The following is a 24503-nucleotide window of genomic DNA, read 5'->3' as shown; positions in this document are numbered from 1 at the left end:
ACGGTTATACTGCCCGGCTATTGTCGTCTGTCATGTCGCAAGGCTGGCAGACTTTAGCCACGTCTGGCCCCTCGCGGCACAGACTAGCGCCTAACCAGGCAACCTCCGTTGCGTGGCTGGGGCGTCATTATTTAAAACAAAGGAAGCATCGTGGCACGTTATATCGGACCAAAAGCAAAACTCTCCCGCCGTGAAGGTACTGACCTGTTCCTGAAGAGCGCACGTCGCTCGCTGGACAGCAAGTGCAAACTGGACGTCAAGCCAGGCCAGCACGGTGTCAAGTCGGGTGCCCGCACCTCGGACTACGGCAACCAACTGCGCGAAAAGCAAAAAGTTAAGCGTATGTACGGCGTTCTGGAACGCCAGTTCCGTCGCTACTTCGCAGAAGCCGACCGCCGTAAAGGCAACACCGGCGAAACCCTGCTGAAGCTGCTGGAAACCCGCCTGGACAACGTTGCATACCGCATGGGCTTCGGCTCGACCCGCGCTGAAGCGCGTCAGCTGGTATCGCACAAAGCGTTCACCGTGAACGGCCAAGTGGTCAACATCGCTTCGTACGCTGTGAAAGTTGGCGACGTCATTGCTGTTCGTGAAAAATCGAAAAAGCAAGTGCGTATCGTTGAAGCGCTGTCGCTGGCTGAACAAGTCGGCATGCCAGCCTGGGTTTCGGTTGACTCGAAAAAAATGGAAGGCACCTTCAAGTCCCTGCCAGAGCGTAACGAAATCGCCAACGACGTCAACGAATCGCTGATCGTCGAACTGTACTCGCGTTAATCTGTAGCCTAAGTAGCACCAAAACCCGCCCGCTGATACCAGCGGGCGTTTTTACTAATGCCATCAGCCTTATCGGCCTAACGCGCCGAGGGTATTGAAAAGGACATGTACATGCAAAACAGTTTGTTGAAGCCACGTATTATCGATGTAGAGGCGCTCGGCGCCGGCCACGCGAAAGTCGTGATGGAGCCGTTCGAACGCGGCTATGGCCATACGTTGGGTAATGCGCTGCGTCGCGTACTGCTCTCGTCGATGGTGGGCTACGCGCCGACCGAAGTGACGATCGCCGGCGTCGTGCACGAATACTCGTCGCTCGACGGCGTACAGGAAGACGTCGTAGACCTGTTGCTGAACCTGAAGGGTGTTGTCTTCAAGGTGCACAACCGTGACTCCGTTACCCTGACCCTGAAAAAAGAAGGCGAAGGCGCCGTCCTGGCTTCCGATATCGATCTGCCACACGATGTGGAACTGATCAACCCGGACCACGTGATTGCCCACCTGACCGCCGGCGGCAAGCTGGACATGCAGATCAAGGTCGAAAAAGGCCGTGGCTATGTTCCAGGTAACGTCCGTCGCCTGTCGGAAGACACCAACAAGACCATCGGTCGCATCATTCTCGATGCATCGTTCTCGCCAGTGCGTCGCGTATCGTACTTCGTCGAGTCCGCTCGCGTCGAACAGCGTACCGACCTGGACAAGCTGATCATCAACATCGAAACCAACGGCGTCATCTCGCCGGAAGAAGCGATCCGTCAATCGGCCCGCGTGCTGGTCGATCAACTGAACGTGTTCGCTGCCCTGGAAGGCACCGAAGCTGCTGCCGAAGCGCCATCGCGCGCACCGCTGGTCGATCCGATCCTGCTGCGTCCAGTGGACGATCTGGAACTGACCGTGCGTTCGGCCAACTGCCTGAAAGCAGAAAACATCTACTACATTGGCGACCTGATCCAGCGTTCGGAAAACGAGCTGCTGAAGACGCCAAACCTGGGCCGCAAGTCGCTCAACGAGATCAAGGAAGTTCTTGCCTCGCGCGGCCTGACCCTGGGCATGAAGCTGGAAAACTGGCCGCCTGCAGGGCTGGAAAAATAACAAATTGGGCGACAGTGCTGGACATTGCGTAGCAATGTTCTGCTCTGTTGCCAACTGACTAGAATGGGGGACAGGACTGGACATCGCATAGCGATGTTCTGCTCTGTTGCCAACTGATCAGCAGTTAAGCAGTTTTGTAGTTGTAGTACCCGCCGCGAACGCGTTGTTCGCGGCGTCAATCACTTGAACCGGTCCGCGCTCATGTTGAGCGATCGAAGAACTCGGATTTAAACACCTGAAAGGAAGTACCATGCGTCACCGTCACGGCCTCCGTAAGCTCAATCGTACCTCGTCCCACCGTCTGGCAATGCTGCGCAACATGACCGTTTCCCTGCTGCGTCATGAAGCCATCAAAACCACCCTGCCAAAAGCGAAGGAACTGCGCCGCGTTGTCGAGCCTATCCTGACCCTGGGCAAGGTAGACACCCTGGCCAACAAGCGTCTGGCATTCTCCCGTCTGCGCGACCGCGAAATCGTTGGCAAACTGTTCTCGGAACTGGGCCCACGTTACGCCAACCGCAACGGCGGCTACCTGCGCATCCTGAAAATGGGTTTCCGCGTTGGCGACAACGCTCCAATGGCTTACGTTGAGCTGCTGGACCGTCCAGAAGCGACCGACATCGATGCAGCACCAACCGCCGAAGAGTAATCTTCCCGGTTAGTACCGCGTTACGAAAAAGCCAGGCTCTGCCTGGCTTTTTTTTGTCCGTTATTTCGGTTTGAATTCGGACCCGGCGTTCCAGGTGGGGGTAACGCCCTGGGCGATGTCGAGCCCGACCTGGAACAGCAGGCCGATGTCCTGCACGCCACCGCTGAAGTCCCAGTCGGTGCGCACGTCGTCGGTGACCTGGTGGTAGTCCTTGCCGAAATAGTGATCGACAACTTTTGCAGCGTAGCCGTCCGGCTTGTTCAGGTAGCCGCTGCGCGCTTTCGTGTAGAGCACCGGCACGCCCACGCGGGCGAATTCCAGCTGGTCGGCGCGGTAGAAGCTGCCCAGTTCGGGGCGCGAGTCGTTGGCCATGTTCCTGCCTTGGGCTTGCGCATGTTTGACCAGCAGCGCGTCGATGCTCGAATGTCCCGACGTGACGTTTTCGATCTGCGCGGTCTTGCCCCAGGCGTTGATGCCGTCGATGTTGATGTTGGCGACCGTCTTCTTGAGCGGGTATAGCGGGTGGCTGGCGTAGTACTTGGCGCCGAGCAGGCCGCGCTCCTCGGCCGTGGTGGCCAGGAACAGGATCGAGCGCTTTGGCGGCGTTGGCAGCGCCTGGTAGGCCTTGGCCAGTGACAGCAGGGCAGCGGTGCCGGAAGCATTGTCGAGCGCGCCGTGGTAGATCTGCTTGCTGCGCGGGCCTGGCAGGCGCTCGTCGATGCCCAGGTGGTCCCAGTGGGCGCTGTACACCACCAGCTCATCCTTCAGCTTGGGATCGCTGCCTTCGATCAGCGCCACCACGTTTTGCGAGGCGATGGTGCGCGAGGTGTTGGCCACCTTGAAGCTGGCCGTGCCCTTCAGGCTGACCGGGCGGAAGTCTTTTGTGACTGCCTGCTTTTTGAGGGTGTCGAAGTCGTAACCGGCGGCGGCCAGCATGGCCTTGGCCTGGTCGAGCTGGATCCAGCCGGGGACGGCCGGCGCATCCGGGTCGTCACCGGTACGCACCAGGCTGAACTGCTCGCCGTTGCCGCCGCTGCGCACCACGTCCCACGGGTAGGCGGCCGGCCTGGTTTCGTGGATGATCAGGGCGGCCTTGGCGCCGAGCTTGGCGGCAATCTCGTACTTGTAGGTCCAGCGGCCGTAATAGGTCATGGCCTTGCCACGGAACATGGCTGGATCGAGCTCGGCCGGGTTGTTCGGATCGGGCACGGCCGGGTCGTTAATCAGCATCAGCAGCGTTTTGCCACGGACATCCATGCCCTTGTAGTCGTCCCAGCCGAACTCGGGCGCCTGCACGCCGTAGCCCACGAAGACCAGGTCGGAGTTGTCCACGGTCACCTGGTCGGGCGCGCTGGTGGAATGGGCGACGAATTGCTCAGGGAAGTCGAGCGCCACGGTTTTGCCGGCGATGGTGTAGGTCAACGTCGGCTTCGGCATCTGGCCGCGCAATGGCACCGCCTGCACCCAGGTCCCGTCGGGATTGCCCGGTTTGAGGCCGAGCTTTTTGAATTCCTGCGTCAGGTAGGCCACGGTCTTGGTTTCGCCGTTGGAGCCGGGCGCGCGGCCTTCGAATTCGTCCGAAGCCAGTATCTTGATGTGGCGCACCAGGTCGTCGGCCGAGATGGTGGCCAACGCCGCCATCGGCGCCTGGCCCTGGGCCGACACTTGGGCGGACGCGGACGCGGAGGCGATGGCCAGGGTAACGGCGGCAGCTGAAAACAGCAGGGGACGTGGTGATGACATCGTGCAAACTCCCGGAAGGTAAAATCCGAGTGTCGCATAAAAATCCACCGCTGTGCCCGGTGTTGGCCTGCCGTGGCCCGGGCGGACATTGCATGCTCGGTGTACTATGCCTGTGCTTTGACTTCCGTCTTCAGAGAAAGTATTCATGTCACGTCTCGTCCGATTTTTTGCCGCGCTGTTGCCGCTGGCGTTGCTATTGTTCTGCGGTTCCGTCCGCGCCCAGGATTTCCTCGAACCGGCCAAGGCGTTCCGGTTTTCCGCCAGCATGGTCGATGGCCATACCGTCGCGGTCAGTTTCCAGATCGCCGATGGCTACTATATGTACCGCGAGCCGTTCAAGTTCAGCGCCATCGGCGCCAAGCTGGGTACGCCAGCCATCCCGGCCGGCAAGGTGCATTACGACCCGACGTTCGAGAAAGACGTCGAAACCTACCGCAAGAGCGTGACCATCACGATTCCGGTGGACGTGAACGGCCCGTTCACCTTGCAGGTGAGCGGCCAGGGCTGCTCCGAAAAAGGGTTGTGCTATTCGCCGCAGGACTACACCGCGCAATTGACGGGCAGCGGTTCGGTACCGCTGCCGGGCGCTGCCGGCAAGGCTGCCGCACCTGCAGCAACCGTTGCCGCAGCCGCTACCCTGGCATCGGCATCGGCATCGCCCGCAGCAGCCAAAGCACCCGTCATCGGAGAAGGCAAGCCAGCTGCCGTCAGCCCGGGCGTGACCATTTATCCGATTGCGCCACCGACTGCGGAAGACATCGTGCCGCCACCGGCGCCCGCCGCAGCGACCGCCACCGCACCGGTCGCGCCAGCGAGCGATAGCGGCCGCCTGGAAGCGGCGCTCAAGACCGGCAGCCTGCTGGTGATCCTGCCGCTGTTCGCGCTGCTGGGCCTGGGCCTGTCGTTTACGCCGTGCGTGTTGCCGATGGTACCGATCCTGTCGTCAATCATCGTGGGCGAGGGCGATCGCAGCAATCGCAAGCGCGGCCTGCTGTTGTCCGTCACGTATGCGCTGGGCATGGCCATCGTCTACACGGCGCTGGGCGTGGCGGCGGGCCTGGCCGGCGAGGGCCTGTCGGCCGCGCTGCAAAATCCGTGGGTGCTGGGCAGCTTCGGTGTGCTGATGGTGCTGCTGTCACTGTCGATGTTCGGCTACTACGAGTTGCAGGTGCCGGCGGCGCTGCAATCGAAACTCAGTTCCGTGTCCAACCAGCAGTCGTCGGGCAAGCTGGCCGGCGTGTTCGTGATGGGCGCGATTTCGGCGCTGATCGTCGGGCCGTGCGTGGCCGCGCCGCTGGCCGCCGCGCTGGTGTACATCAGCCAGACGCGCGACGTCTTCATCGGCGGCAGCGCGCTGTTCGCGATGGCGGTGGGCATGAGCGTGCCGCTGATCCTGGTCGGCGCCTCGGCCGGCGCGCTGCTGCCCAAGGCGGGCAAGTGGATGGACGCGGTCAAGCGCTTCTTTGGCGTGCTGATGCTGGCGATGGCCTTGTGGCTGGTGTCGCCGGTGTTGCCGCCGGTGGTGCAGATGATGGGCTGGGCGGCGCTATTCGTTGGCTACGGCATGTACTTGCTTCTCAATAGCGGCAAGTGGCCGGCCAAGGCGCTCGGCGTGGTGGCCGTGGCGCTGGGCCTGGTACAACTGGGCGGCATGGTGACCGGCGGGCGCGATCCGCTGGCGCCGCTGGCGCACGTGACCGGCGCGCAGGATCGGCATTTGACCTTCCAGCGCATCAAGACCGTGGCCCAGCTCGACGCCATCCTGGCGCAGACCGGTGGCAAGACCGTGATGCTCGATTTTTATGCGGACTGGTGCGTGTCGTGCAAGGAGATGGAAAAGCTGACCTTTGTCGATCCAGCGGTGCAGGCCAGGCTGGCCAATACCTTGTTGCTGCAGGTCGATGTGACGGCCAACGATGCGGACGACAAGGCCATGCTCAAGCGCTTCGGCCTGTTCGGGCCGCCGGGGATTATCCTGTTCGATGCACAGGGGCGCGAGATTGCCGGATCGCGCGTGATCGGCTACCAGAACGCGGCGAAGTTTTCGCAGTCGCTGGAGCGGTTGAAGTAACAGGCTCCCCGCCACAGCGGGGAGCCCGAGCAACGCCTGGCGATACTTAGCCGCGCTTCATGTCCGGGCCATGCTGGCCACCGTGACCGCGCTGGCCGCGATGACCGCCCCAGCCGCCATGCTTGCCGCGCACGCTGTGCTGGTCGAACGCGGTTTTCTGTTCCGGCGTCAGCTGGTTGTAGAACGCCGTCAGCGCGGTCAGCCGCTGCTGCATCCGGCCTTCACGCAGCTTGGTCTTTTCGATCATCTTGCTCAAACGTTCAGGCGAGGACAGCTTGGCGAATTCGCCGCGCGGCGGACGCTCGCCGGTACGTGGCGCCGGCTTGACCGCCGACTGGTACGCGGCCCAGGCCGACTCCTGTTGTGCCGTCAGTTTCAGCTGATCGTGCAGGCGGGCCTGGCGCTTGGCGTACATCTCTTCCATCTTGGCCTGGCGCTGCTCCGGCGTGGCTTTCTGGCTGTGCTGGGGCTTGTTCTGCGGCGCGACGTCCTGTGCTTGTGCGGCTGCCATGCCCAGTACCGTAAAACCGATGAGGATGCTTTTGCGAATGATGTTCATGGTCGTTCCTTTCGTCTTGGTGGGGAGTAGCGCAGCGTTGTTTCTGCGCTTGAGACCATCTTCGCCCCCAAAGATTGCCATGACGTTTCTCTGGCCATCGCATTTGTATCCAGATGTGACGTATTTCTTCATAGCACATATACAAGCCGATACAATTGGTCATTGGTAGCGCGCGCATGAACTGGGGATAATGGCGACCATGGAACCTACATCGACTATTTTGATCGTTGACGACGATCGCGACATCCGCACCCTGCTGGCCGACTACCTCGAGTCGAACAGTTACCGGGCGCTGTGCGCTGCCGACGGTACCGCCATGTGGAAGCTGCTCGACGAGTCCAAGCCCGACCTGGTGGTGCTCGACCTGAATTTGCCCGGCGACGACGGCCTGACCCTGTGCCGCAAGCTGCGCGCGCAATCGACGCTGCCGGTGATCATGCTGACCGCGCGCGCCGAGCCGCTCGACCGCATCCTCGGCCTGGAAATGGGCGCCGACGATTACCTGCCCAAGCCGTTCGAACCGCGCGAGCTGCTGGCGCGCATCCGCAGCGTCCTGCGCCGCAGTAACGCCATGCCCAGCGGCAGCGGCGCCGAGAAGGCGCAGCAAATGCGCTTTTCCAACTGGACCCTGGACCTGACCGCGCGCCACCTGCTTAACCCGGACGGCCTGGTGATCATGTTGTCGGGCGCCGAGTTCCGCTTGCTAAAAGTGTTTCTCGAGCATCCGAACCGCGTGCTCAACCGCGACCAGCTGCTCAACCTCACGCAAGGGCGCGACGCCGATCCGTTCGACCGGTCGATCGACATCCAGATCAGCCGCTTGCGCCAGAAGCTCGGCGAGGATGCCCGCGTCCCGCAGATCATCAAGACCGTGCGCAATGGCGGCTACGTGCTGGCCGGCCAGGTCACGGTGGAGCCGCACGCGTGAAAGATTTTTTCGGCTCGATGACCGGCCGCGTCTTCCTGGTGCTGTTGCTGGGCATGATAGCCTCGGCGGCGCTCACGCAATGGCTGTCGGTGGGCGAACGCACCCGGTCTTTCGAGCGGTACCGCGACTTCCACGCCATGGAGCGCGCCGAGCAACTCATTACCACGGCCGATGCCCTGGCCAGTGAATCGCGTCCGACCTATTTGCGCATGGCCGAGCGCGGCACCATCAAGCTCGAACGCATGGCCGAGGCGCCTGCGGCGACCAGGCCCGCAACCGCATTTTCCAGCACCTTGCAGCAGCGCCTGGCTAAAGGAGTGCAATTGCTGCCGCTGGCCGACCAGCCGGCCGAGTGCGCCCAGCCACGCCAGCGTTCCATCTTCGCACCGAGCCAGTGGGGTGGCGCCTGCGAGGCGATGTACGTGACGCTGCGCGACGGCGCCAGGCTCAAGTTGTCGATCCTGCCGCCGCCCGAGGTGCCAGCGACGGCGCTGAGCGAATACGTGGCGTTGCTGCCATTCCTGCTGTCGGTGGCGGCGCTGGCCTACCTGGTCACGCGCATGGCCGTGCGTCCGCTCAAGCGGCTGGCCAAGGCTGCCAAGGACCTGGGCAATGACATCAATCACCCGCCGGTGGTGCTCAGCGGCGCCGCCGAGATCCGCCAGGCCAGTGCGGCCTTCAACGCCATGCAGGCGCGCATCCGCCAGCACATCATGCAGCGCACGCAGATGCTCGCTGCGATTACCCACGACCTGCAAACGCCGCTCACGCGCCTGCGCCTGCGGCTGGAAAAAGTGCGCGACGACGAGTTGCAGCAGCGCCTGATCGACGACCTGTCGGCCATGCAGCAAATGGTGCGCGAGGGCCTGGACCTGGCGCGCAGCATGGACGCGTCCGAAACCATGCAGGCGCTCGACCTCGATTCGCTGCTCGACAGCGTGTGCAGCGACGCCTCCGACAGCGGCCAGCCGGTGGAGCTGCGCGGGCGCGCCAACATGGCGCTGATGGGCCGCCCGCTCGACATGCGCCGCTGCCTGGTCAACCTGATCGACAACGCCGTCAAATACGGCCACTACGCCAACGTGACCGTCGAGCGCATGACCGGCGCGGCGCGCGTGGTCATCCGCGACGGTGGCCCCGGCATTGCCAAGGACCAGATGGCGCGTGTCTTCGAGCCGTTTTACCGGATCGAATCGTCGCGTTCGCGCGAGTCGGGCGGCACCGGCCTGGGGCTCACCATCGCCCGCAATATCGCCGAGCAGCACGGCGCCACCGTGGCGCTCAACAACCACCCCGCCGGCGGGCTGGAAGTCACACTGATCTTGCCGGAGTCGTACGCCAGCCGCCTGTAGTGGGGACACCGTAGTACGAGACACAACAGCCATACCAAAAAGCACAAAGACTGTTCACAATAATGAAAAAATCGACGATTGTTACCCTGGTGGCTACCGCCGCCATCCTCGGCTTCAGTGGCTGGTATATGCAAAATGGCGGCCACCACGCCGCGCCTGCCGGCAAGCAGGCCAACGGCCCGCAAGGCCCGACCACGGTGAGCGTGGTGGCGCCGCAACGGCGCGATGTGCCGGTGGTGTTGCAGGCCAACGGCACCGTCACCCCGATCAGCACCGTGGACCTGCATCCGCAAACCACCAGCACCATCGTGCGCGTGCATATCAAGGAAGGGCAGTTCGTCAAGGCCGGTGATCTGATGTTCTCGCTCGACGACCGCAGCGCCCGCGCCAACGTGGAAAAGGCAGCCGCCCAGGTGGCGCGCGACCGCGCTGCGCTGGCCGATGTCGAACGCCAGTACCAGCGCGCCGAAGATTTACTGGCGCAAAAATACGTGGCGCAAGGCGCGGTCGATACCCTCAAAAGCCAGGTCGAAGCGGCGCGCGCCGTGCTGGCCGCCGACCTGGCCGCCGCCAGCGCGGTGGGCGTGGACGCCAGCTACAACACCATCCGCGCGCCGATGTCGGGCCGGGTGGGCGCGATCAATGTATATGCCGGCAGCCTGGTGCAGATGAGCACGTCGCTGACGACCGTCACCCAGCTCGACCCGATCAACGTCGCCTTCACGCTGCCGGAATCGGCGCTGGGCGGCCTGCTCGAAGCCCAGCAGCGCGGCGTGGTGCCGGTGCGCGTCACGCAACCCACCTCGGACAAGGAACTGACCGGCGCCCTGAGCTTCATCGACAGCACGGTGGACCCGGTGGCCGGCGTGATCCGTGTAAAAGCCGAGTTCGACAACAAGGTCACCAGCCTGTGGCCGGGCCAGTACGTCAACGCGCAACTGGTGTCGCACGTGTTGCAGGGCGCCACAGTGATTCCGCAAAACGCCATCATCAGCAATACCCAGGGCACCTTCGTGTATGCGGTCGATGGCGACCAGTCGGCGCAGGTGGTGCACATCAAGCGCCTGCACGCATTCGGTGAGTTTGCTGCCGTCTCCGGCCTCAAGGGCAACGAAAAAGTGATTGTCGACGGCAAGCAGAACCTGCGGCCCGGCGGCAAGGTGCGCATTGCTGCCGCCGACAAGGCGCTTGACGCCACCGTCACCAAGGGCTGAGCATGAACATTTCCGAGTTGTGCATCCGCCGTCCGGTGATGGTGGTGCTGCTGTCGGTCACGCTGGTGCTGGCCGGCGTGCTGTCGTATTTTTATATCCCCGTGGCGGCGCTGCCGAGCTATAACACCCCGGTGATCAACGTCTCGGCCGACTTGCCGGGGGCGTCGCCCGAGACCATGGCGTCGTCGGTGGCGCTGCCGCTGGAAAAGCAGTTTTCCACGATTGCCGGCCTGACCCTGATCACGTCGTCGAATACATTGGGCAACTCGTCGCTCACGCTTGAATTTGACACCAGCATCAACGTCAACGAAGCGGCGGTCGATGTGCAGGCCGCCTTGCTGCGCGCCCAGCGCCAGTTGCCGATCGAGATGACCGACCTGCCGTCGTACCGCAAGGTCAACCCGGCCGACGCGCCGGTGCTGTTCATGACCATGAATTCGCCGTCGCTGAGCCTGGCCGAGCTCAACGACTACGCCGAAAACCTGGTGGCGCCCAGCCTGTCCACCTTGCCCGGCGTGGCGCAGGTGAGCGTCAACGGCCAGAAGCGTTACGCGGTACGCATCCGCGCCCGGTCCGACCTGCTCAACGCCCGTGATTTAACGATGGAAGAGCTGCAGCAGGCGATCAAGTCGGCCAACGCCAACACGCCGCTGGGCATCCTCGACGGCCCCAGCCAGACCCTGACCATCCAGGGCAATCCGCAACTGATGAAGGCGTCCGAATTTGCCGACCTGATCGTGGCCGTGCGCAACGGCGAGCCGGTGCGTTTGAAAGATGTCGCGACCGTCGAAGACAGTTTTCAGTCGGTCAAGGCGGCCGGCAGCTACAACGGCGAGCGCTCGATCGTGCTGCTGGTGCAACGCCAGCCCGACGCCAACACGGTGCAGGTGGTCGATGGCGTGCGCGCACTGCTGCCGCGCTTCCAGTCGCAGCTGCCGGCGTCGGTCAACATCAACCTGGTCAACGACCGGTCGGTGTCGATCCGCGAGGCGATCCACGACGTCAACCTGACCTTGCTGCTGACCATCGTGCTGGTAGTGCTGGTGATCTTTTTATTCCTGCGCCGCGCGGCGGCCACCTTCATTCCGGCGATCACCATGCCGATTTCCTTGCTGGGCGCGCTGGCCTTGCTGTACGCGTTCGGTTATAGCCTCGACAATATTTCGCTGCTGGGGATCACCCTGGCCGTGGGCCTGGTGGTCGATGACGCCATCGTGGTGCTGGAAAACATCGTGCGCCATATCGAGCTCGGTAAAAAGCCGTTGCAGGCGGCGCTGATCGGCTCGAAGGAGATGGGTTTTACCATTATCTCGATCTCGGTCTCGCTGGTGGCCGTGTTCATCCCGATCTTCTTCATGCCGGGCGTGATCGGCTTGATGTTCCATGAATTCGCGGTGGTGGTGGCGCTGGCGGTGCTGGTGTCGGCCGCCGTGTCGCTGATGCTGGTGCCGATGCTGGCCAGCCGCCTGCTGCCGGCCGATACCATCGACCCTGAACACGACCAGGGCAACTGGCTGGGACGCTGGTTCGAGGCGGGCTTTACCACGCTGCGCAACGGCTACGCCGGCACGCTCGACATCGCGCTGCGCCACCGCTTCCCGGTGCTAATGCTGGCGTTCGGTACCTTCGCGCTGACGGTGGTGCTGTACATGGCGATCCCGAAAGGCTTTTTCCCCGAGGAAGACCTGGGGCAAATCCGCGTCAACACCGAGGCCTCGGAAGATATCTCGACGTCGGCCATGCTGGCGCTGCAAGACCGGGTGGTCGATGTGATCCGCGCCGACCCCAATGTGCAGGATGTGACGTCCTTTACCGGCGGCGGCAACACGGGACGGATGTTCCTGGTCCTGAAACCCCGCAGCGAGCGAGACAAGATGCCGCAGGTGCTCGACAGCCTGCGCAAGGCCACCAAGTCGATCCCCGGCATGGCCGTGTATCTGAGCCCGGTGCAGAACCTGCAACTGGGCGGACGGCAGTCTAAAAGCCGCTACCAGTACACCTTGCAATCGGTCAGCCCCGGCGCGCTGGGCGAGTGGGCGCAAAAATACCTGGAGCAATTGCGCGCCGATCCCGATTTCCGCGATGTCACCAGCGATACCCAGAATCGCGGTTTGCAGGCCTCGCTCAAGATCGACCGCGACAAGGCCAACAACCTGGGCGTGGCGCTGGGCGACGTGCGCACTGCGCTGTACCTGGCCTTCGGCGAGCGGCAAGTTTCGACCATTTATTCGCCGGCGGCCAGTTACTACGTGATCCTGGAGGCGGCCGACGCCGACCGCCAGTTCGACAATGCACTCACGAAAATCTCGGTGCGCAACAAGGCCGGCCAGCTGGTCAAACTGTCGAGCTTTGCCGGCGTGGAGCGCACCGTGGGACCGACGGCAGTCAACCACCAGGGCCAGTTGCAGGCGATTACCTTGTCGTTCAACCTGGCGCCGGACGTGCCGCTGGGCAAGGCGACCGCCAAGATCGACCAGATGGGCATCGACATGCGCCTGCCGCCGGCTATCATCACCAACTACGGCGGCGACGCGGCCGTGTTCCAGAATTCGCAGGGCAGCCAGGTGGTGCTGATCCTGGCGGCGCTGGGCGTGATCTACGTGCTGCTCGGCGTGCTGTACGAAAGCTATATCCACCCGCTGACGATTTTGGCCGGTTTGCCGTCGGCAGCGGTGGGGGCGTTGATCACGCTGTGGATCTTCAACCTCGACCTGACCATGATCGCCATCATCGGCATCCTGATGCTGATCGGCATCGTCAAGAAAAACGCCATCATGATGATCGACTTTGCCTTGCACGTGCAGCGCACCGAGGGCAGGGCGCCGGCGGACGCCATCCGCGAGGCGTGCATCCTGCGCTTCCGGCCGATCATGATGACCACGCTGGCAGCGATCATGGGCGCGCTGCCGATCGCGCTGGGCCTGGGCGCCGGCGCCGAACTGCGCCAACCGCTGGGCCTGGCCGTGGTGGGAGGGTTGATCTTTTCGCAAGCGATCACGCTGTATATCACGCCGGTGATCTACCTGTACCTGGACCGGTATAGCGGGACGGGACCGCTCAGCGACGAGCAATGTGGCGTCGCGCACGCAAGCTGACGCGCAGGCATGGCATTCTTACGCATCCGTAATGCAAATTGCTTGCTTTGGATACATAAGGTAACACCCGTCAAGAGCCCTTACTTGTAAAGTAGCTACCTGGTGCACGCGCGTCGTTTCCTGCGGCGCGCTATGATGGCCGGGTTCAGGTGCTTGAAAGATTCCCAAAATTACGGGAGTCTGGCACTATGACCGCATTTTGAAGACTTCGTTCCACAAGGTTCCGTATCTTGCACCACGACTCCCACATCCTCACCGCCAGCGGTTACTGCGAGACCTGCGGCCAGCCTTTGCCGGTGCCGGGGGACTCGTACGCCTTGTGGGAAGAGAAGAAATCGATTACCCGCCGCTATGGCCTGGCGTTCACCATCGCCTTGCACCTGGCGTTCGTGCTGTATTACCTGTTTTCGCCGTCGCCGCCGCCACCGAAGACCACGTCCGCTAAAAAAGGCGGCGAGATGGTGTATATCTCGCCCATGCCGATCACGCCGCAAAAGCCCACCGTCAAGCCCACGCCCAAGAAGACCGAGCCCAAGCCGACCAAGCCTACGCCACCGAGCAAGCCGAGCACCGTGCGCAGCAAGCCGACGCCAACCCAGCCCAAGCTGGAAACCTTTGTGCCGCCGGTGCAGGCGACCATGACGCCGCCACCACCGCCGCCGCAGGAGCAGGACATGTCCGCCATGCTGGCCAAGCGCCGCGCCGAGCGCGAGGCGGCCAACCCGTCGCCGCAACCGTCCGAACCGGCCCAGTCGGCCGCCGAGCGCTCGCTGGCACGCGCCAAGGCCAATATTGCCGGCGCCAATGCCCGTGGCGGCGCCGATGCCGACGATACCGGCGGCGTGTTCTCGGTCGATAAACGCTCGAACAGTGCCGATGTGAAATTCCGTGGCTGGAACACCAACTTCAAGCGCAAGTGGTTGCAGCAGATCCACGTGGAGCAGGGCAGCGAAAAGGATATCGAAACCGCTGTCGCCAAGGAAATGATCAAAATCATCCGCAAGGAAAAGCCGGGCGACTTCGAATGGGAATCGCGCCGCCTGGGCCGCACCGTCAAGATGAGTGCGCGCAAGGAAGACGAGGCGGAATTGCTGTCATTCCTGCTCAAGGAAATGTTCCCGGAATACCGCCCATAGTGCCCAGCGCGCATTCCATACCGCATTTTATGCAGCCTGTCGCACCAACCGGCAGTTAATCGAAAGACACTGATAAGTTTGCAACTTTGCTCTATAGTAAGGTTGCTTCGGAGCCTGTTGCTCCGACTTATCAGGAGACCTGGCGTCATGCTTTCGATCAAACAGCTCAACAAGACCTACGACAACGGCGTCAAAGCCATCAACAATGTCACGCTGGAGATCGGCCACGGCATGTTCGGCCTGCTGGGCCCGAACGGCGCCGGCAAGTCGTCGCTGATGCGCACGATTGCAACCCTGCAGGACCCCGACAGCGGTTCCATCCACTTCGATGGCCTCGACGTGCTGGCCCAGCCGCAGGCGCTGCGCCGCCAGCTTGGCTACCTGCCGCAGGACTTCGGCGTCTATCCGAAGGTAACGGCCGAGGTGCTGCTCAACCACTTTGCCGTGCTCAAGGGCCTGACCGCGCGCGGCGAGCGCAAGGAGGCGGTGGAGGCGCTGCTGCAGCAAACCAATCTGTGGGAAGCGCGCAAGCGCAACCTGGGCACCTATTCGGGCGGCATGCGCCAGCGCTTCGGCATCGCCCAGGCCCTGCTGGGCGCGCCCAGGCTGGTGATCGTCGACGAGCCGACCGCCGGCCTCGACCCCGACGAACGCAACCGCTTCCTCAACCTGCTGGCCCGCATCGGCGAGCAGGTGGTGGTCATTCTCTCCACCCACATCGTCGAGGATGTCACCGACCTGTGCCCGCAGATGGCGGTGATCGTCAAGGGCCAGGTGCTGGTGCAGGGCGAGCCGCAGGCCGCCATCGACACCCTGCGCGACAAGGTCTGGCGCCGCACCGTGAGCGCCGAGGCACTGCCCGGCTACCAGGAGCGCCTGACCGTGCTGCGCACCCGCCTGGTGGGCGGCAAGCCGCAAATCCACGTGTATGCCGACAGCCAGCCCGACGACGGCTTCATCGCGGTCGAGCCCAACCTCGAGGACGTGTACTTCCTGCACGTGCGCGCCGCCCACCGCGCTGCCGCCCCTGCAGTAGCCTGAGGAGCGCGCCATGCTGATGGAATTTTTCAAGTTCGACCTGCGCTACCAGTTGCGCCAGCCCTTGCTGTGGGTCACCGCCTTCGTGCTGGGCCTGATGGCCTTCGGCGCCACCACCAGCGACGCCGTGGTGGTCGGTGGCGCGATCGGCAATGTGCACCGCAACGCGCCGGTGGTGGTGGCGCAGCTGCTCGGCGCATTTACCGTGTTTTCGATGCTCACAGTCACCATCTTCATTGCCGGCGCCGTGCTGCGCGATACCGAGGTGGGCATCTCCGACATGTTGTTTGCCACGCCGATGCGCAAGTACCAGTACCTGGTCGGGCGCTTCCTGGCGGGCCTGGCAGCTTGCCTGGCGATGTTCGTGGTGATCGCGGTGGGCACGGTGATCGGGCCGCTGATGCCATGGGTGGACGCAGTGCGGGTGGGCCCGGTGCCGGTGGACGCCTACCTGTGGGCTTTTGCCTGGCTGGTGATTCCCAACCTGGTCTTCATCGGCGCACTGCTGATGCTGCTGGCGGCCACCACCCGGTCGATGATGATGGTGTACCTGGGCGTGCTGGCCTTCTTTGTGCTGTGGGGCGTGGCCGGCGTGTTGACGCGCGACGTCAGCAATGAATGGTTGCCGGTGCTGCTCGATCCGTTCGGCGTGCGCGCCTTTGGCCGCGCCACCCGCTACTTCACGTCCGCCGAATCGAACACCATCGTGCCGCCGGTCGCCGGCTATTTGCTGGCCAACCGCGCCGTGTGGCTGGGCGTGGCGCTGGCCTGTTTTGCCGCCACGCTGGTGCTGTTCAAGCCGCAGCGCGCCGGCACCGGCCGCCGCTGGTTTGGCCGCAAGCGTACCAACGCCGCAGTGCCGGAGCCGGTCGTGCCGCCTGCCAGCGTCCTGCCCGCCATCGCGCCGCACTTCGGCCGTGGCACCGCCTGGCTGCAATGCTGGCACATCCTGCGCTTCGACGCCGCCGCCGTGTTCAAGGGCGTGCCGTTCCTGGTGATGCTGTTCTTCGGCATGGCCAACTTCATCGGCGCCGCCAGCCAGGCCAGCACGATGTTCGGCACCACCGTGTATCCGGTCACGTACATGATGCTCGAAACCATGCAAGGCAGCTTCAGCTTCCTGCTGCTGATCGTGCTGACGTTCTATGCCGGCGAACTGATTTTCCGTGACCGCCAGTTCAAGGTCGCCGATGTGAGCGACGCGCTGCCGGTGCCCGACTGGGCGCCGCTGGTGGCCAAGAGCCTGGCGCTGGCGGGCGTGGTATTCGGTTTCCTGCTGGCGGGTGCGCTGACGGCGATGTGCATCCAGCTGATCAAGGGCGGTGCGCCGGTGGAGCCTGGCCTGTACCTGAAGGCGGTGCTGCTCGATTCGGTCAGCTTCGTCATGCTCGGTTTGCTGGCGCTGGTGTTGCAGGTGCTGGTCAATAACAAGTTTGTCGGCTACCTGGCCATCGTCGTCTACATGGTGGCGCAGCTGGTGCTCGGTGCCCTGCATTTCGACCACAACCTGTACAACTTCGCTTCGCTGCCCCAAATCAAATACTCGGACATGAATGGCTACGGCCACTTCATCCGGGGCTGGTCGTGGTTTGCCGTGTACTGGGGTTGCGCCACGCTGGCGCTGCTGGTGGTGGCGCAGGCGTTCCGGGTGCGCGGCCTGGCGCTGCCGTGGCGCCGTCGCGTGCGCGCCGCCGGTAGCCGTCTGCGCGGGCCGTCGGGCGTGCTGCTGGCGCTGTGCGTGGCCGGCTTTGCCGGCACCGGCGCCTGGATCTTCCACAACACCAATCAACTCAACCGCTACCAGCCGGGCAACGTGGCGATGGACGAGCAGGCCCGCTACGAAAAATCGTACCGCAAGTACAAGGACATGCCGCAGCCACGCGTGACCGATGTACGCGCCGACGTCGATATCTATCCCGAGCAGCGCCGCGTGACCGTGCGTGGCCACTACCGGATGGAAAACAAGAGCGGCGTGCCGCTGGCCGAACTGCGCCTGCAACTGAACCGGGACGTAACCACGCGCTTTGCCAATCTGCCTGCGCACACTGTCGCCATCGACGACCGCGACCTCGGTTTCCGCGTGCTGCGGCTGGCGCAGCCGATCGTCCCGGGCGCGCAGCTCGATCTCGATTTCACGGTGGATGTGCACCCGCAAGGCTTTACCAACAAGGGCGAACCGGACCAGCTCAACCTGAACGGCACTTTCTTCAACAACACCGCCTTCTTCCCGCGCTTCGGCTACCAGTCATCGCTGGAGCTGCAGGACCGCAATGAGCGCCGCAAGCGCGGACTGGGCGAGCCGCAGCGCATGGCCAAGCTCGAAGATGAACCGGCGCGCGCCAACAACGTCTTCGGCGACACCGACTGGATCAATTTCGAGACCACCGTTTCCACCTCCGCCGACCAGATCGCGATGGCGCCCGGCTACCTGCAAAACAGCTGGGAAAAGGACGGACGCCGCTATTTCCACTACAAGATGGACCGGCCGATGGTGGGCTTCTTTGCCTACCTGTCGGCGCGCTGGAACGTCAAAAAGGGCGAGTGGCGCGGCGTGCCGATCGAGGTGTATTACGATGCCAGGCACGGCTACAACGTCGAGCGCATGATCACCTCGACGCAAAAGTCGCTCGACTACTTCGATGCCCATTTCACGCCGTACCAGTTCCGCCAGGTGCGCATCCTCGAATTCCCGAGGTACCAGAGCTTTGCCCAGTCGTTTGCCAACACCATCCCGTATTCGGAAAGCATCGGTTTCATTGCCGACCTGCGCGACAAGAACGATATCGACTACGTGTTCTACGTGACCGCGCACGAGATGGCGCACCAGTGGTGGGGCCACCAGGTGGTGGGCGCCAATGTGCAGGGCTCGACCATGCTGGTCGAATCGCTGGCGCAATACTCGGCGCTGATGGTGATGGAGAAGGAATACGGCCGCAACAAGCTGCGCCGCTTCCTGCGCTTCGAGCTCGACTCCTACCTGCGTGGCCGGGGCGGCGAAGTGATCGAGGAACTGCCGTTGTACCGCGTGGAGAACCAGTCGTACATCCACTACCGCAAGGGCAGCCTGGTGTTCTACCGCCTGCGCGACGAGATCGGTGAAGAAGCGGTCAACCGCGCGCTCAAGCGCTTCCTGCAGGACAAGGGCTACCAGCAGGCGCCGTACACCACCAGCCGCGAGCTGCTCGAGTACCTGCGCGCGGAAGCGCCGCAGGACAAGCAGGCCCTGATCACCGACCTGTTCGAAAAGATCGTCCTCTACGATAACCGCGTGACCGAGGCAACCGCCAAAAAGCGTCCCGATGGCCAGTGGGACGTCACCATGAAGCTGCACCTGGCCAAGCTCGAAGCGGACGGCAAGGGCAAGGAAACCGCGCGCGACTACGACGAGCCGGTAGAGATCGGCATCTTCGCGCGCGCTCCGGGCGCCAGGGAGGCCGACGAAAAAGTGCTGTACCTGGAAAAGCGCCTGTTGCGCGGCAGCGACCCGGTGCTGACCGTGACGGTCAAGGAGCAGCCGTTCGAGGTGGGGGTGGACCCGTACAACAAGATGATCGACCGGGTGCCGGGCGACAATCGCAAGGAGGTGGGCAATGAGTAAGGCTGTCGTCTTGAAGCTGCTGGCCGGCGTGGCTGCAGCGGCGGTGTGCCAGGCTGCTGCGGTGGCGGCCGCACCACACCAGCCATCGTTCGATCCTTCCATGCTCAAGCTGGTGCGGGAGCAGATCAACCAGGTGATGGTGCTGGGCTCGCCGCACTTGTCGCAACTGCCCAAGCCGTTCGATGCGGCGACCTTACAGTTGCTCAACGAGCGGCTGGCGGCGTGGCGGCCGCAGGCGATCGCCATCGAGAATCTGTCGGGTGTACAGTGCGCCAATCTGCGGCGCTACCCGCAGCGTTACGCCGATACCGTCAAAAGCTATTGCCGCGACACCTCGGCCGCCCAGGCGGCGACCGGTCTCGACGTGTTCGAGGCCACCGACCGCGCCAAGCGGCTGCTGGCCGCGTGGCCGGCCATGCCCACCGCCGCCCAGCGGCGTGCACTGGCATCGCTGTTCCTGGCGGCGGGCGAGCCGGCTTCGGCACTGGTGCAGTGGCTGCGCTTGCCAGCGCCGGAGCGGCGCACGGGCGATGGCCTCGATACCGCGCTGGTGGAAACCCTGGACAAGCTGATGGCCAGGCCCGACGAGGGCTACCTGGTTGCCGCGCAAGTTGCTGCCGGGGTCGGACTGGAGCGGGTGTACGCGATGGACGACCACACGGCCGACAAACCCGAACCGTCCGAAGCAGAGCAAAAGGCGGCCGGTGCGGCCATCATGAAAGCATGGGACAACCCGGCGACAGCGCAGCGTACCGACAGCGACAAGGCTTTGCAAAGCGAGATCACCACGGCTACCGGGGTGCTGGCGATGTACCGGGCCTATAACGATCCGGGCCAGGCCGCGCTGACCTTCAGAAGCGACTTCGGCGCGGCACTGGAAGAGCCATCGCCGCAGCATTACGGCCGTGGCTACGTGACTTATTGGGAGACGCGCAACTTGCGCATGGCCGCCAATATCCGCGAGGCGATGAGCCCGCCTGGCATGCGCATGCTGGTGATCGTGGGCGCCTCCCACAAGTTTTATCTTGAAGCGTATCTGAACCAGATGCATGATGTGGCTATCGTCGATACCGATGCGGTACTCCATCACTGACCTTGAAGGGAAACACCATGCTGCAACTGCGACCCAACTGCGAATGCTGCGACATCGACCTGCCGCCCGACTCCATCGAGGCGCGCATCTGCTCGTTCGAATGCACGTTCTGCGCACCGTGTGCCACGTCGAAACTGGCGGGCAAGTGCCCGAACTGCGGCGGCGAACTGGTGGCGCGGCCACGGCGCCCGCTGGCCAAGCTGGCCAACAATCCCGCTTCCACCGAGCGCGTGTTCAAACCGGCCGGTTGCGCCGAGGCCGCATAAGCGTAAATAAGTCCTTGACCCTCACGCAACGTCAGGCGCCAACCTGTCTGTACGCACAAAGACGGGAGCTTGACGATGTTGTTGAAAATAGGTGAACTGGCCAAGCGCACGGGGTTGACGGTGCGCACGCTCCACCATTACGACGCCATCGGCCTGCTCCAGCCCTCCGCGCGCACCGATGCCGGCTACCGGCTCTACAACCGAAACGACATCGCCCGGCTGCATCACATTCAGGCGCTGCGCAAGTTCGGCTTGTCGCTGGCCGACATCGGTGCTTCCCTGGACAGACCGGACCTGCCGCTTGCCGACGTGGTCGCCCAGCAGATTACCGTGCTGACGCGACAGATCGACCAGGCCGCCATCTTGCGTGCACGTCTGGTGGCGATGCACGAGCAACTGGCGCAGCAGCAGGAACCCGGACTGGCCGATTGGCTGACCACCCTGGAGCTCATGACCATGTACGATCGATACTTTACCCCCGAAGAACTCAAGCAACTGCCGCTGTACAACCCCGCCAACGCCGTCAAGGCCGAATGGATTACATTGGTGGCCGCCGTGCGCGCGCTGATGGCGTCCGGCGCCGGACCGGACCACCCGCAAGCGCAGGCGTACGCCCGCCAGTGGATGGCGCTGGTGGTGCAGGGCACCGGCGCCAACCCGGCGCTGTTTGCCAGGCTCAACACGATGCACGAGCGCGAAGCGCTGCTGCAGGACGAGACCGGCATCACGCCGGCGGTCATGCAGTTCATCATCGCAGCCTCGGGCCAGCACAAGCTGGCGCTGTACCGCAAATACCTGGACGACGACGAGTTTGCCTTCTTGCGCGACAACATCGGCAAGCGCGCCTCCGAATGGCCGCCGCTGATCGCGCAGGTGCAAGGCGCGATGGATGCGGGCAGGGCGCCGGACTCGCCCGAGGTACAGGCGCTGGCGCGCCACTGGTTCGACCTGTTCCGCTCATTCGCAAGCGACAATCCGGTTACCCAGCAGAAGGTGCGGCAGGCGCTGGTCAACGAGCCAGGGTTGACCGACGACGGTTTCGTCACGCCGGCGATGCGCGAGTTCATGCGTGCGGCGATGGTGGCTGCGGCTGCCGCTCGGGGTAGTTAAGTAATTGACAAAACCGGCAGGCGCCGGGATACTTCCCGAATGATAGAACTGAGCAACATTCGCAAAACTTATCACCAGGGCGGCAACGCCATCCACGCGCTCGATGGCATCGACCTGCGCGTGGCGCCCGGTGAATTTGTCGCCATCATGGGGCCGTCCGGCTCCGGCAAATCGACGTTGCTCAACGTGCTCGGCGCGCTGGACCGGCCCGATACGGGCCGCTACCGGCTGGCCGAGGACGAAGTCTCCGCGCTCGACGACGATGCCGCGTCCGACGTGCGTAACCGTCGCATCGGCTTCGTGTTCCAGTCGTTCCACTTGCTGCCGCGCCTGACCGTGCTGGAAAACGTGCTGCTGCCGCAGCGCTACGCGCGCCATGCCGATCCCGGTGCGGCGGCGCGCGCGGTGGCGCTGCTCGAACGCATCGGCCTGGGACAGCGCACCGGCCATTTGCCGGGCCAGCTGTCGGGCGGCCAGTTGCAGCGCGCGGCCATCGCCCGCGCCTTGCTGAACCAGCCGGCGCTGTTGCTGGCCGATGAGCCGACCGGCAATCTTGATTCGCGCAGCGCGGCCGATGTGCTGGCCCTGCTGCATGAACTGCACGCGGGCGGGCAGACCCTGGTGCTGGTCACACATGATCCGGCGATTGCCGCCGGCGCCCAGCGCACCATTCACTTGCGCGACGGCCGCATTGCCGGAGACGCCGCATGACGTTCACCACGCGCAGGCGCGCCGTGCTGGCGCTGTCGGGCGCCGGGCTGCTGGCGCTGGCCGTCGCTGCCGGCCTCGGACTGGGGCGGGGCAGCGGCGTAGCAGTCGCCGCAGCAGTAACCCCGAACGCCTCTGCCACCCCGGTAACGGCCCCCAGTGCAGCAGACGCGGCCAGCCGTGGCAACGAGGCCGCCGCGCGCCCGGTACTGCTGACCGGCGAAGTCGAAGCGCTCGACTCGCAAACCATCCTGGTGCCGCCGTCGAACTCGTCGCCGCTGGTGCTGCGCAATTTCGTGGCCGAAGGCAGCCACGTCAAGACCGGCGACCTGGTGCTGCGCATCGAGACGGCCGATGCGGCCAATCTCGAGCGCTATAAAACCGAACTGGAGCAGGCCCGTGCCCGCGCCGAGCGCGAAACCGCCAACCTGGACGTGGCGGCGGTGGAAACCGGCAAAGCGCTGGTCAGTGCCCAGGCCGCGCTGGACAAGGCCAAGGTCGATGCGGCGCTGCCCAAGGTGCAGATCTCGGCACTCGATTACGACCGTCACCAGGCCGAACTGGACCGTGCCACGCGCGACCTGGCGATCAAGCGCGATGCCGATGCCAGCGCGCGCGCGGCCGTGGACCGCCGCGGTGAAGACGGCGCGCTGGAAATCAGGAAATTGCAAATTAACCTGGCGTTCCAGATTGCCCAGTTGGCGCAGTCGGAAGTGCGCGCACAGCGCGACGGCGTGGTCGTGCACGGCTACAGCCCGTGGATGGGCACGCGTTTCGAGGAAGGTTCATCGGCCTGGCCCGGCAATGCCGCTGGCGTCGTGCTGGGCAATGGCGAGATGGCGGTGACCGCGTGGGCGCTGGAAGCGGACCGGCCCTGGCTGGCCGAGGGCCAGGCGGTCGATCTGCGTTTCGACGCGCTGCCGGCAACGTTTACGCGCGCGGTGGCGGGAACGATCAAGTCCATCACCAGCGCACCGGAAGCCCGCGCCAGCTGGGGCCGGGGCCGCTACTTCCGGGTCAGGATCGGCTTGCCGGCCGGCCACGCACTGGCGCTGGTGCCGGGCATGAGCGTGCAGGTGGAACCGCGCCCGGCCAAGGCTGCTGTGTCAGCTCAGGCATCAGCCCCGGCGCCGGTGGCGGCAAGCGACGCGCTGACCGTCGAGGGCGAAATCGCCTCGCGCAGCGCGCTGCCGGTGGCGCCGCCCAGCATTCCCTACATCTGGCAGTACAAGCTGGCGCAGATCGCGCCGGAAGGCGCGCTGCTCGAAGCCGGCCAGCCGATCGCCCAGTTCGAGTCGAACGACGTCACGACCAGGCTGGTCACGCAACAGGGCGCGCTGCAGGAAAAACTGCGCGCACTCGACAAGCTCAAGCTCGACCAGGCCGAGGCCGACCGCGCCGGCGAACTGGCCGTGGCCGAGGCGCGCAGCAATGCCGACAAGGCCGACCGCAAGGCCACCATGCCGAAGGAATTGATACGGCGCGTCGATTACGACAAGCTGGTGATCGACCGCGTGGAGAAAAATCGCCTGGCCACGCTGGCAGTGACCCAGCACCAGGCACAAATCCGCGCCCGCCACGCCGAGCGCACCTGGCTGCAGGCGGAGATCGCGCAATTGCAGGCGCAGCTTGCCGCGCTGGTCAAGGGCAAGGCTGCGCTGGCCGTGCTGGCGCCGCGCCGGGGCATGGTGGTATATCGCACCAGCTTTGACGGGCAAAAATTCAGCGCTGGCAGCCAGGTGTGGATGGGGCTGTCGGTCGCTACGCTGGCCGACCCCGAGCAGTTGTACGTGGCCGCCAGCGTGCCCGAGGCGCAGTCGTCGCGGGTGCGCGTGGGCCAGGCGGCGCGCGTGACGGTCCCCGGCAGCAACCTCACGCTCGATGCCCGCGTGGTGGCGCTCGGACGCGCGTTCCATGGCAAATCGCGCGCGCAAGCGCTGATCGTGCGCGATGTCGAATTGCAGTTCGACGGCAAACCGGCCGGACTTAAACCAGGCGCGGCAGTGCAGGCGGTGCTGTTGGCCGACACCGCGCAGCCCGCGCCATCGGTGTCGCAGCGATGAGGAACAACCAGCCAACC

At 64.2% G+C, this 24503-nt stretch carries 18 protein-coding genes; 16 read left to right on the top strand and 2 right to left on the bottom strand.

Translation table 11 applies throughout. The features are described 5' to 3' along the window. Positions 1 to 150 precede the first annotated feature (150 nt). From rpsD to rplQ, 3 genes are all read left to right on the top strand, one after another. Positions 151 to 774, top strand: a complete 624-nt coding sequence (gene rpsD, locus SR858_RS24230; protein WP_019923474.1) for a 30S ribosomal protein S4 — start codon at positions 151 to 153, stop codon at positions 772 to 774. A gap of 111 nt (positions 775 to 885) precedes the next feature. Further along, the gene (locus SR858_RS24225) at positions 886 to 1863 is read left to right on the top strand and encodes a DNA-directed RNA polymerase subunit alpha (RefSeq protein ID WP_026637581.1); all 978 of its coding nucleotides are present in this window, start codon (positions 886 to 888) and stop codon (positions 1861 to 1863) included. 250 nt (positions 1864 to 2113) lie between these two features. Further along, positions 2114 to 2512 carry a 50S ribosomal protein L17 gene (gene rplQ / locus SR858_RS24220; protein WP_026637580.1) on the top strand — a complete coding sequence of 133 codons (399 nt, stop codon included), beginning with the start codon at positions 2114 to 2116 and terminating at the stop codon, positions 2510 to 2512. Between the two features lie 60 nt (positions 2513 to 2572). On the opposite strand, the gene SR858_RS24215 is transcribed toward rplQ, so the two are convergent. Beyond that, positions 2573 to 4255 carry a M28 family peptidase gene (locus SR858_RS24215; RefSeq protein ID WP_019923471.1) on the bottom strand — a complete coding sequence of 561 codons (1683 nt, stop codon included), beginning with the start codon at positions 4253 to 4255 and terminating at the stop codon, positions 2573 to 2575. 145 nt (positions 4256 to 4400) lie between these two features. Here SR858_RS24215 and dsbD point away from each other — a divergent pair, with 145 nt between their 5' ends. After that, positions 4401 to 6326, top strand: coding sequence for a protein-disulfide reductase DsbD (dsbD, locus tag SR858_RS24210; RefSeq protein ID WP_026637579.1), 1926 nt, complete (start codon positions 4401 to 4403; stop codon positions 6324 to 6326). Between the two features lie 46 nt (positions 6327 to 6372). Here the strand turns inward: dsbD and SR858_RS24205 are convergent, their stop codons facing one another. Beyond that, on the bottom strand, positions 6373 to 6885 hold the full coding sequence (locus SR858_RS24205) for a Spy/CpxP family protein refolding chaperone (RefSeq protein ID WP_019923469.1): 513 nt from the start codon (positions 6883 to 6885) through the stop codon (positions 6373 to 6375). A 199-nt stretch (positions 6886 to 7084) separates the two neighbouring features. On the opposite strand from SR858_RS24205, the gene SR858_RS24200 reads away from it, so the two are divergent. The 12 genes from SR858_RS24200 (at position 7085) to SR858_RS24145 (ending at position 24486) form a co-directional block, all read left to right on the top strand. Continuing rightward, positions 7085 to 7813, top strand: coding sequence for a response regulator (locus tag SR858_RS24200; protein ID WP_026637578.1), 729 nt, complete (start codon positions 7085 to 7087; stop codon positions 7811 to 7813). Further along, positions 7810 to 9165 carry an ATP-binding protein gene (locus SR858_RS24195; protein WP_019923467.1) on the top strand — a complete coding sequence of 452 codons (1356 nt, stop codon included), beginning with the start codon at positions 7810 to 7812 and terminating at the stop codon, positions 9163 to 9165. The genes SR858_RS24200 and SR858_RS24195 overlap by 4 nt, the downstream gene beginning before the upstream one ends. A 62-nt stretch (positions 9166 to 9227) precedes the next feature. Next, complete coding sequence (locus SR858_RS24190) at positions 9228 to 10379, top strand: efflux RND transporter periplasmic adaptor subunit (RefSeq protein ID WP_019923466.1); 1152 nt, start codon at positions 9228 to 9230, stop codon at positions 10377 to 10379. Between the two features lie 2 nt (positions 10380 to 10381). After that, positions 10382 to 13474: an efflux RND transporter permease subunit gene (locus tag SR858_RS24185; protein ID WP_019923465.1), complete on the top strand. Its 3093-nt coding sequence runs from the start codon at positions 10382 to 10384 to the stop codon at positions 13472 to 13474. A 230-nt stretch (positions 13475 to 13704) separates the two neighbouring features. Further along, positions 13705 to 14610, top strand: a complete 906-nt coding sequence (locus SR858_RS24180) for a hypothetical protein (protein WP_019923464.1) — start codon at positions 13705 to 13707, stop codon at positions 14608 to 14610. Between the two features lie 147 nt (positions 14611 to 14757). After that, positions 14758 to 15651, top strand: a complete 894-nt coding sequence (locus tag SR858_RS24175) for an ABC transporter ATP-binding protein (RefSeq protein WP_019923463.1) — start codon at positions 14758 to 14760, stop codon at positions 15649 to 15651. A gap of 10 nt (positions 15652 to 15661) precedes the next feature. Beyond that, positions 15662 to 19246, top strand: a complete 3585-nt coding sequence (locus SR858_RS24170; protein WP_019923462.1) for a M1 family aminopeptidase — start codon at positions 15662 to 15664, stop codon at positions 19244 to 19246. Further along, entirely contained in the window at positions 19239 to 20339 is a 1101-nt protein-coding gene (locus SR858_RS24165) for a DUF5694 domain-containing protein (protein ID WP_040378007.1), read from the top strand. The genes SR858_RS24170 and SR858_RS24165 overlap by 8 nt, the downstream gene beginning before the upstream one ends. A gap of 17 nt (positions 20340 to 20356) precedes the next feature. Continuing rightward, the gene (locus SR858_RS24160) at positions 20357 to 20605 is read left to right on the top strand and encodes a DUF1272 domain-containing protein (RefSeq protein WP_019923460.1); all 249 of its coding nucleotides are present in this window, start codon (positions 20357 to 20359) and stop codon (positions 20603 to 20605) included. A 75-nt stretch (positions 20606 to 20680) separates the two neighbouring features. After that, entirely contained in the window at positions 20681 to 21715 is a 1035-nt protein-coding gene (locus tag SR858_RS24155) for a MerR family transcriptional regulator (RefSeq protein WP_026637577.1), read from the top strand. A gap of 39 nt (positions 21716 to 21754) precedes the next feature. Then, a complete protein-coding gene (locus SR858_RS24150; RefSeq protein WP_019923458.1) occupies positions 21755 to 22426 on the top strand; it encodes an ABC transporter ATP-binding protein in 672 nt (223 codons plus the stop codon). After that, positions 22423 to 24486, top strand: a complete 2064-nt coding sequence (locus SR858_RS24145; RefSeq protein WP_019923457.1) for an HlyD family secretion protein — start codon at positions 22423 to 22425, stop codon at positions 24484 to 24486. The genes SR858_RS24150 and SR858_RS24145 overlap by 4 nt, the downstream gene beginning before the upstream one ends. Positions 24487 to 24503 lie beyond the last annotated feature (17 nt).

It is taken from the genome of Duganella zoogloeoides (assembly GCF_034479515.1).
GTDB classification, from domain to species: Bacteria; Pseudomonadota; Gammaproteobacteria; order Burkholderiales; family Burkholderiaceae_D; genus Rugamonas; species Rugamonas zoogloeoides.
This window is presented reverse-complemented; position numbering and strand designations above follow the sequence as displayed.

Excerpts from the sequence above, each read along its gene's own strand:
- SR858_RS24205 (WP_019923469.1), bottom strand. The coding sequence starts at position 6,885 with ATGAACATCATTCGCAAAAGCATCCTCATCGGTTTTACGGTACTGGGC.
- dsbD (WP_026637579.1), top strand. The coding sequence starts at position 4,401 with ATGTCACGTCTCGTCCGATTTTTTGCCGCGCTGTTGCCGCTGGCGTTG.
- SR858_RS24190 (WP_019923466.1), top strand. The coding sequence starts at position 9,228 with ATGAAAAAATCGACGATTGTTACCCTGGTGGCTACCGCCGCCATCCTC.
- rplQ (WP_026637580.1), top strand. The coding sequence starts at position 2,114 with ATGCGTCACCGTCACGGCCTCCGTAAGCTCAATCGTACCTCGTCCCAC.
- SR858_RS24175 (WP_019923463.1), top strand. The coding sequence starts at position 14,758 with ATGCTTTCGATCAAACAGCTCAACAAGACCTACGACAACGGCGTCAAA.
- SR858_RS24225 (WP_026637581.1), top strand. The coding sequence starts at position 886 with ATGCAAAACAGTTTGTTGAAGCCACGTATTATCGATGTAGAGGCGCTC.
- SR858_RS24200 (WP_026637578.1), top strand. The coding sequence starts at position 7,085 with ATGGAACCTACATCGACTATTTTGATCGTTGACGACGATCGCGACATC.
- SR858_RS24170 (WP_019923462.1), top strand. The coding sequence starts at position 15,662 with ATGCTGATGGAATTTTTCAAGTTCGACCTGCGCTACCAGTTGCGCCAG.
- SR858_RS24215 (WP_019923471.1), bottom strand. The coding sequence starts at position 4,255 with ATGTCATCACCACGTCCCCTGCTGTTTTCAGCTGCCGCCGTTACCCTG.
- SR858_RS24165 (WP_040378007.1), top strand. The coding sequence starts at position 19,239 with ATGAGTAAGGCTGTCGTCTTGAAGCTGCTGGCCGGCGTGGCTGCAGCG.
- SR858_RS24145 (WP_019923457.1), top strand. The coding sequence starts at position 22,423 with ATGACGTTCACCACGCGCAGGCGCGCCGTGCTGGCGCTGTCGGGCGCC.
- SR858_RS24160 (WP_019923460.1), top strand. The coding sequence starts at position 20,357 with ATGCTGCAACTGCGACCCAACTGCGAATGCTGCGACATCGACCTGCCG.
- SR858_RS24150 (WP_019923458.1), top strand. The coding sequence starts at position 21,755 with ATGATAGAACTGAGCAACATTCGCAAAACTTATCACCAGGGCGGCAAC.
- SR858_RS24155 (WP_026637577.1), top strand. The coding sequence starts at position 20,681 with ATGTTGTTGAAAATAGGTGAACTGGCCAAGCGCACGGGGTTGACGGTG.
- SR858_RS24185 (WP_019923465.1), top strand. The coding sequence starts at position 10,382 with ATGAACATTTCCGAGTTGTGCATCCGCCGTCCGGTGATGGTGGTGCTG.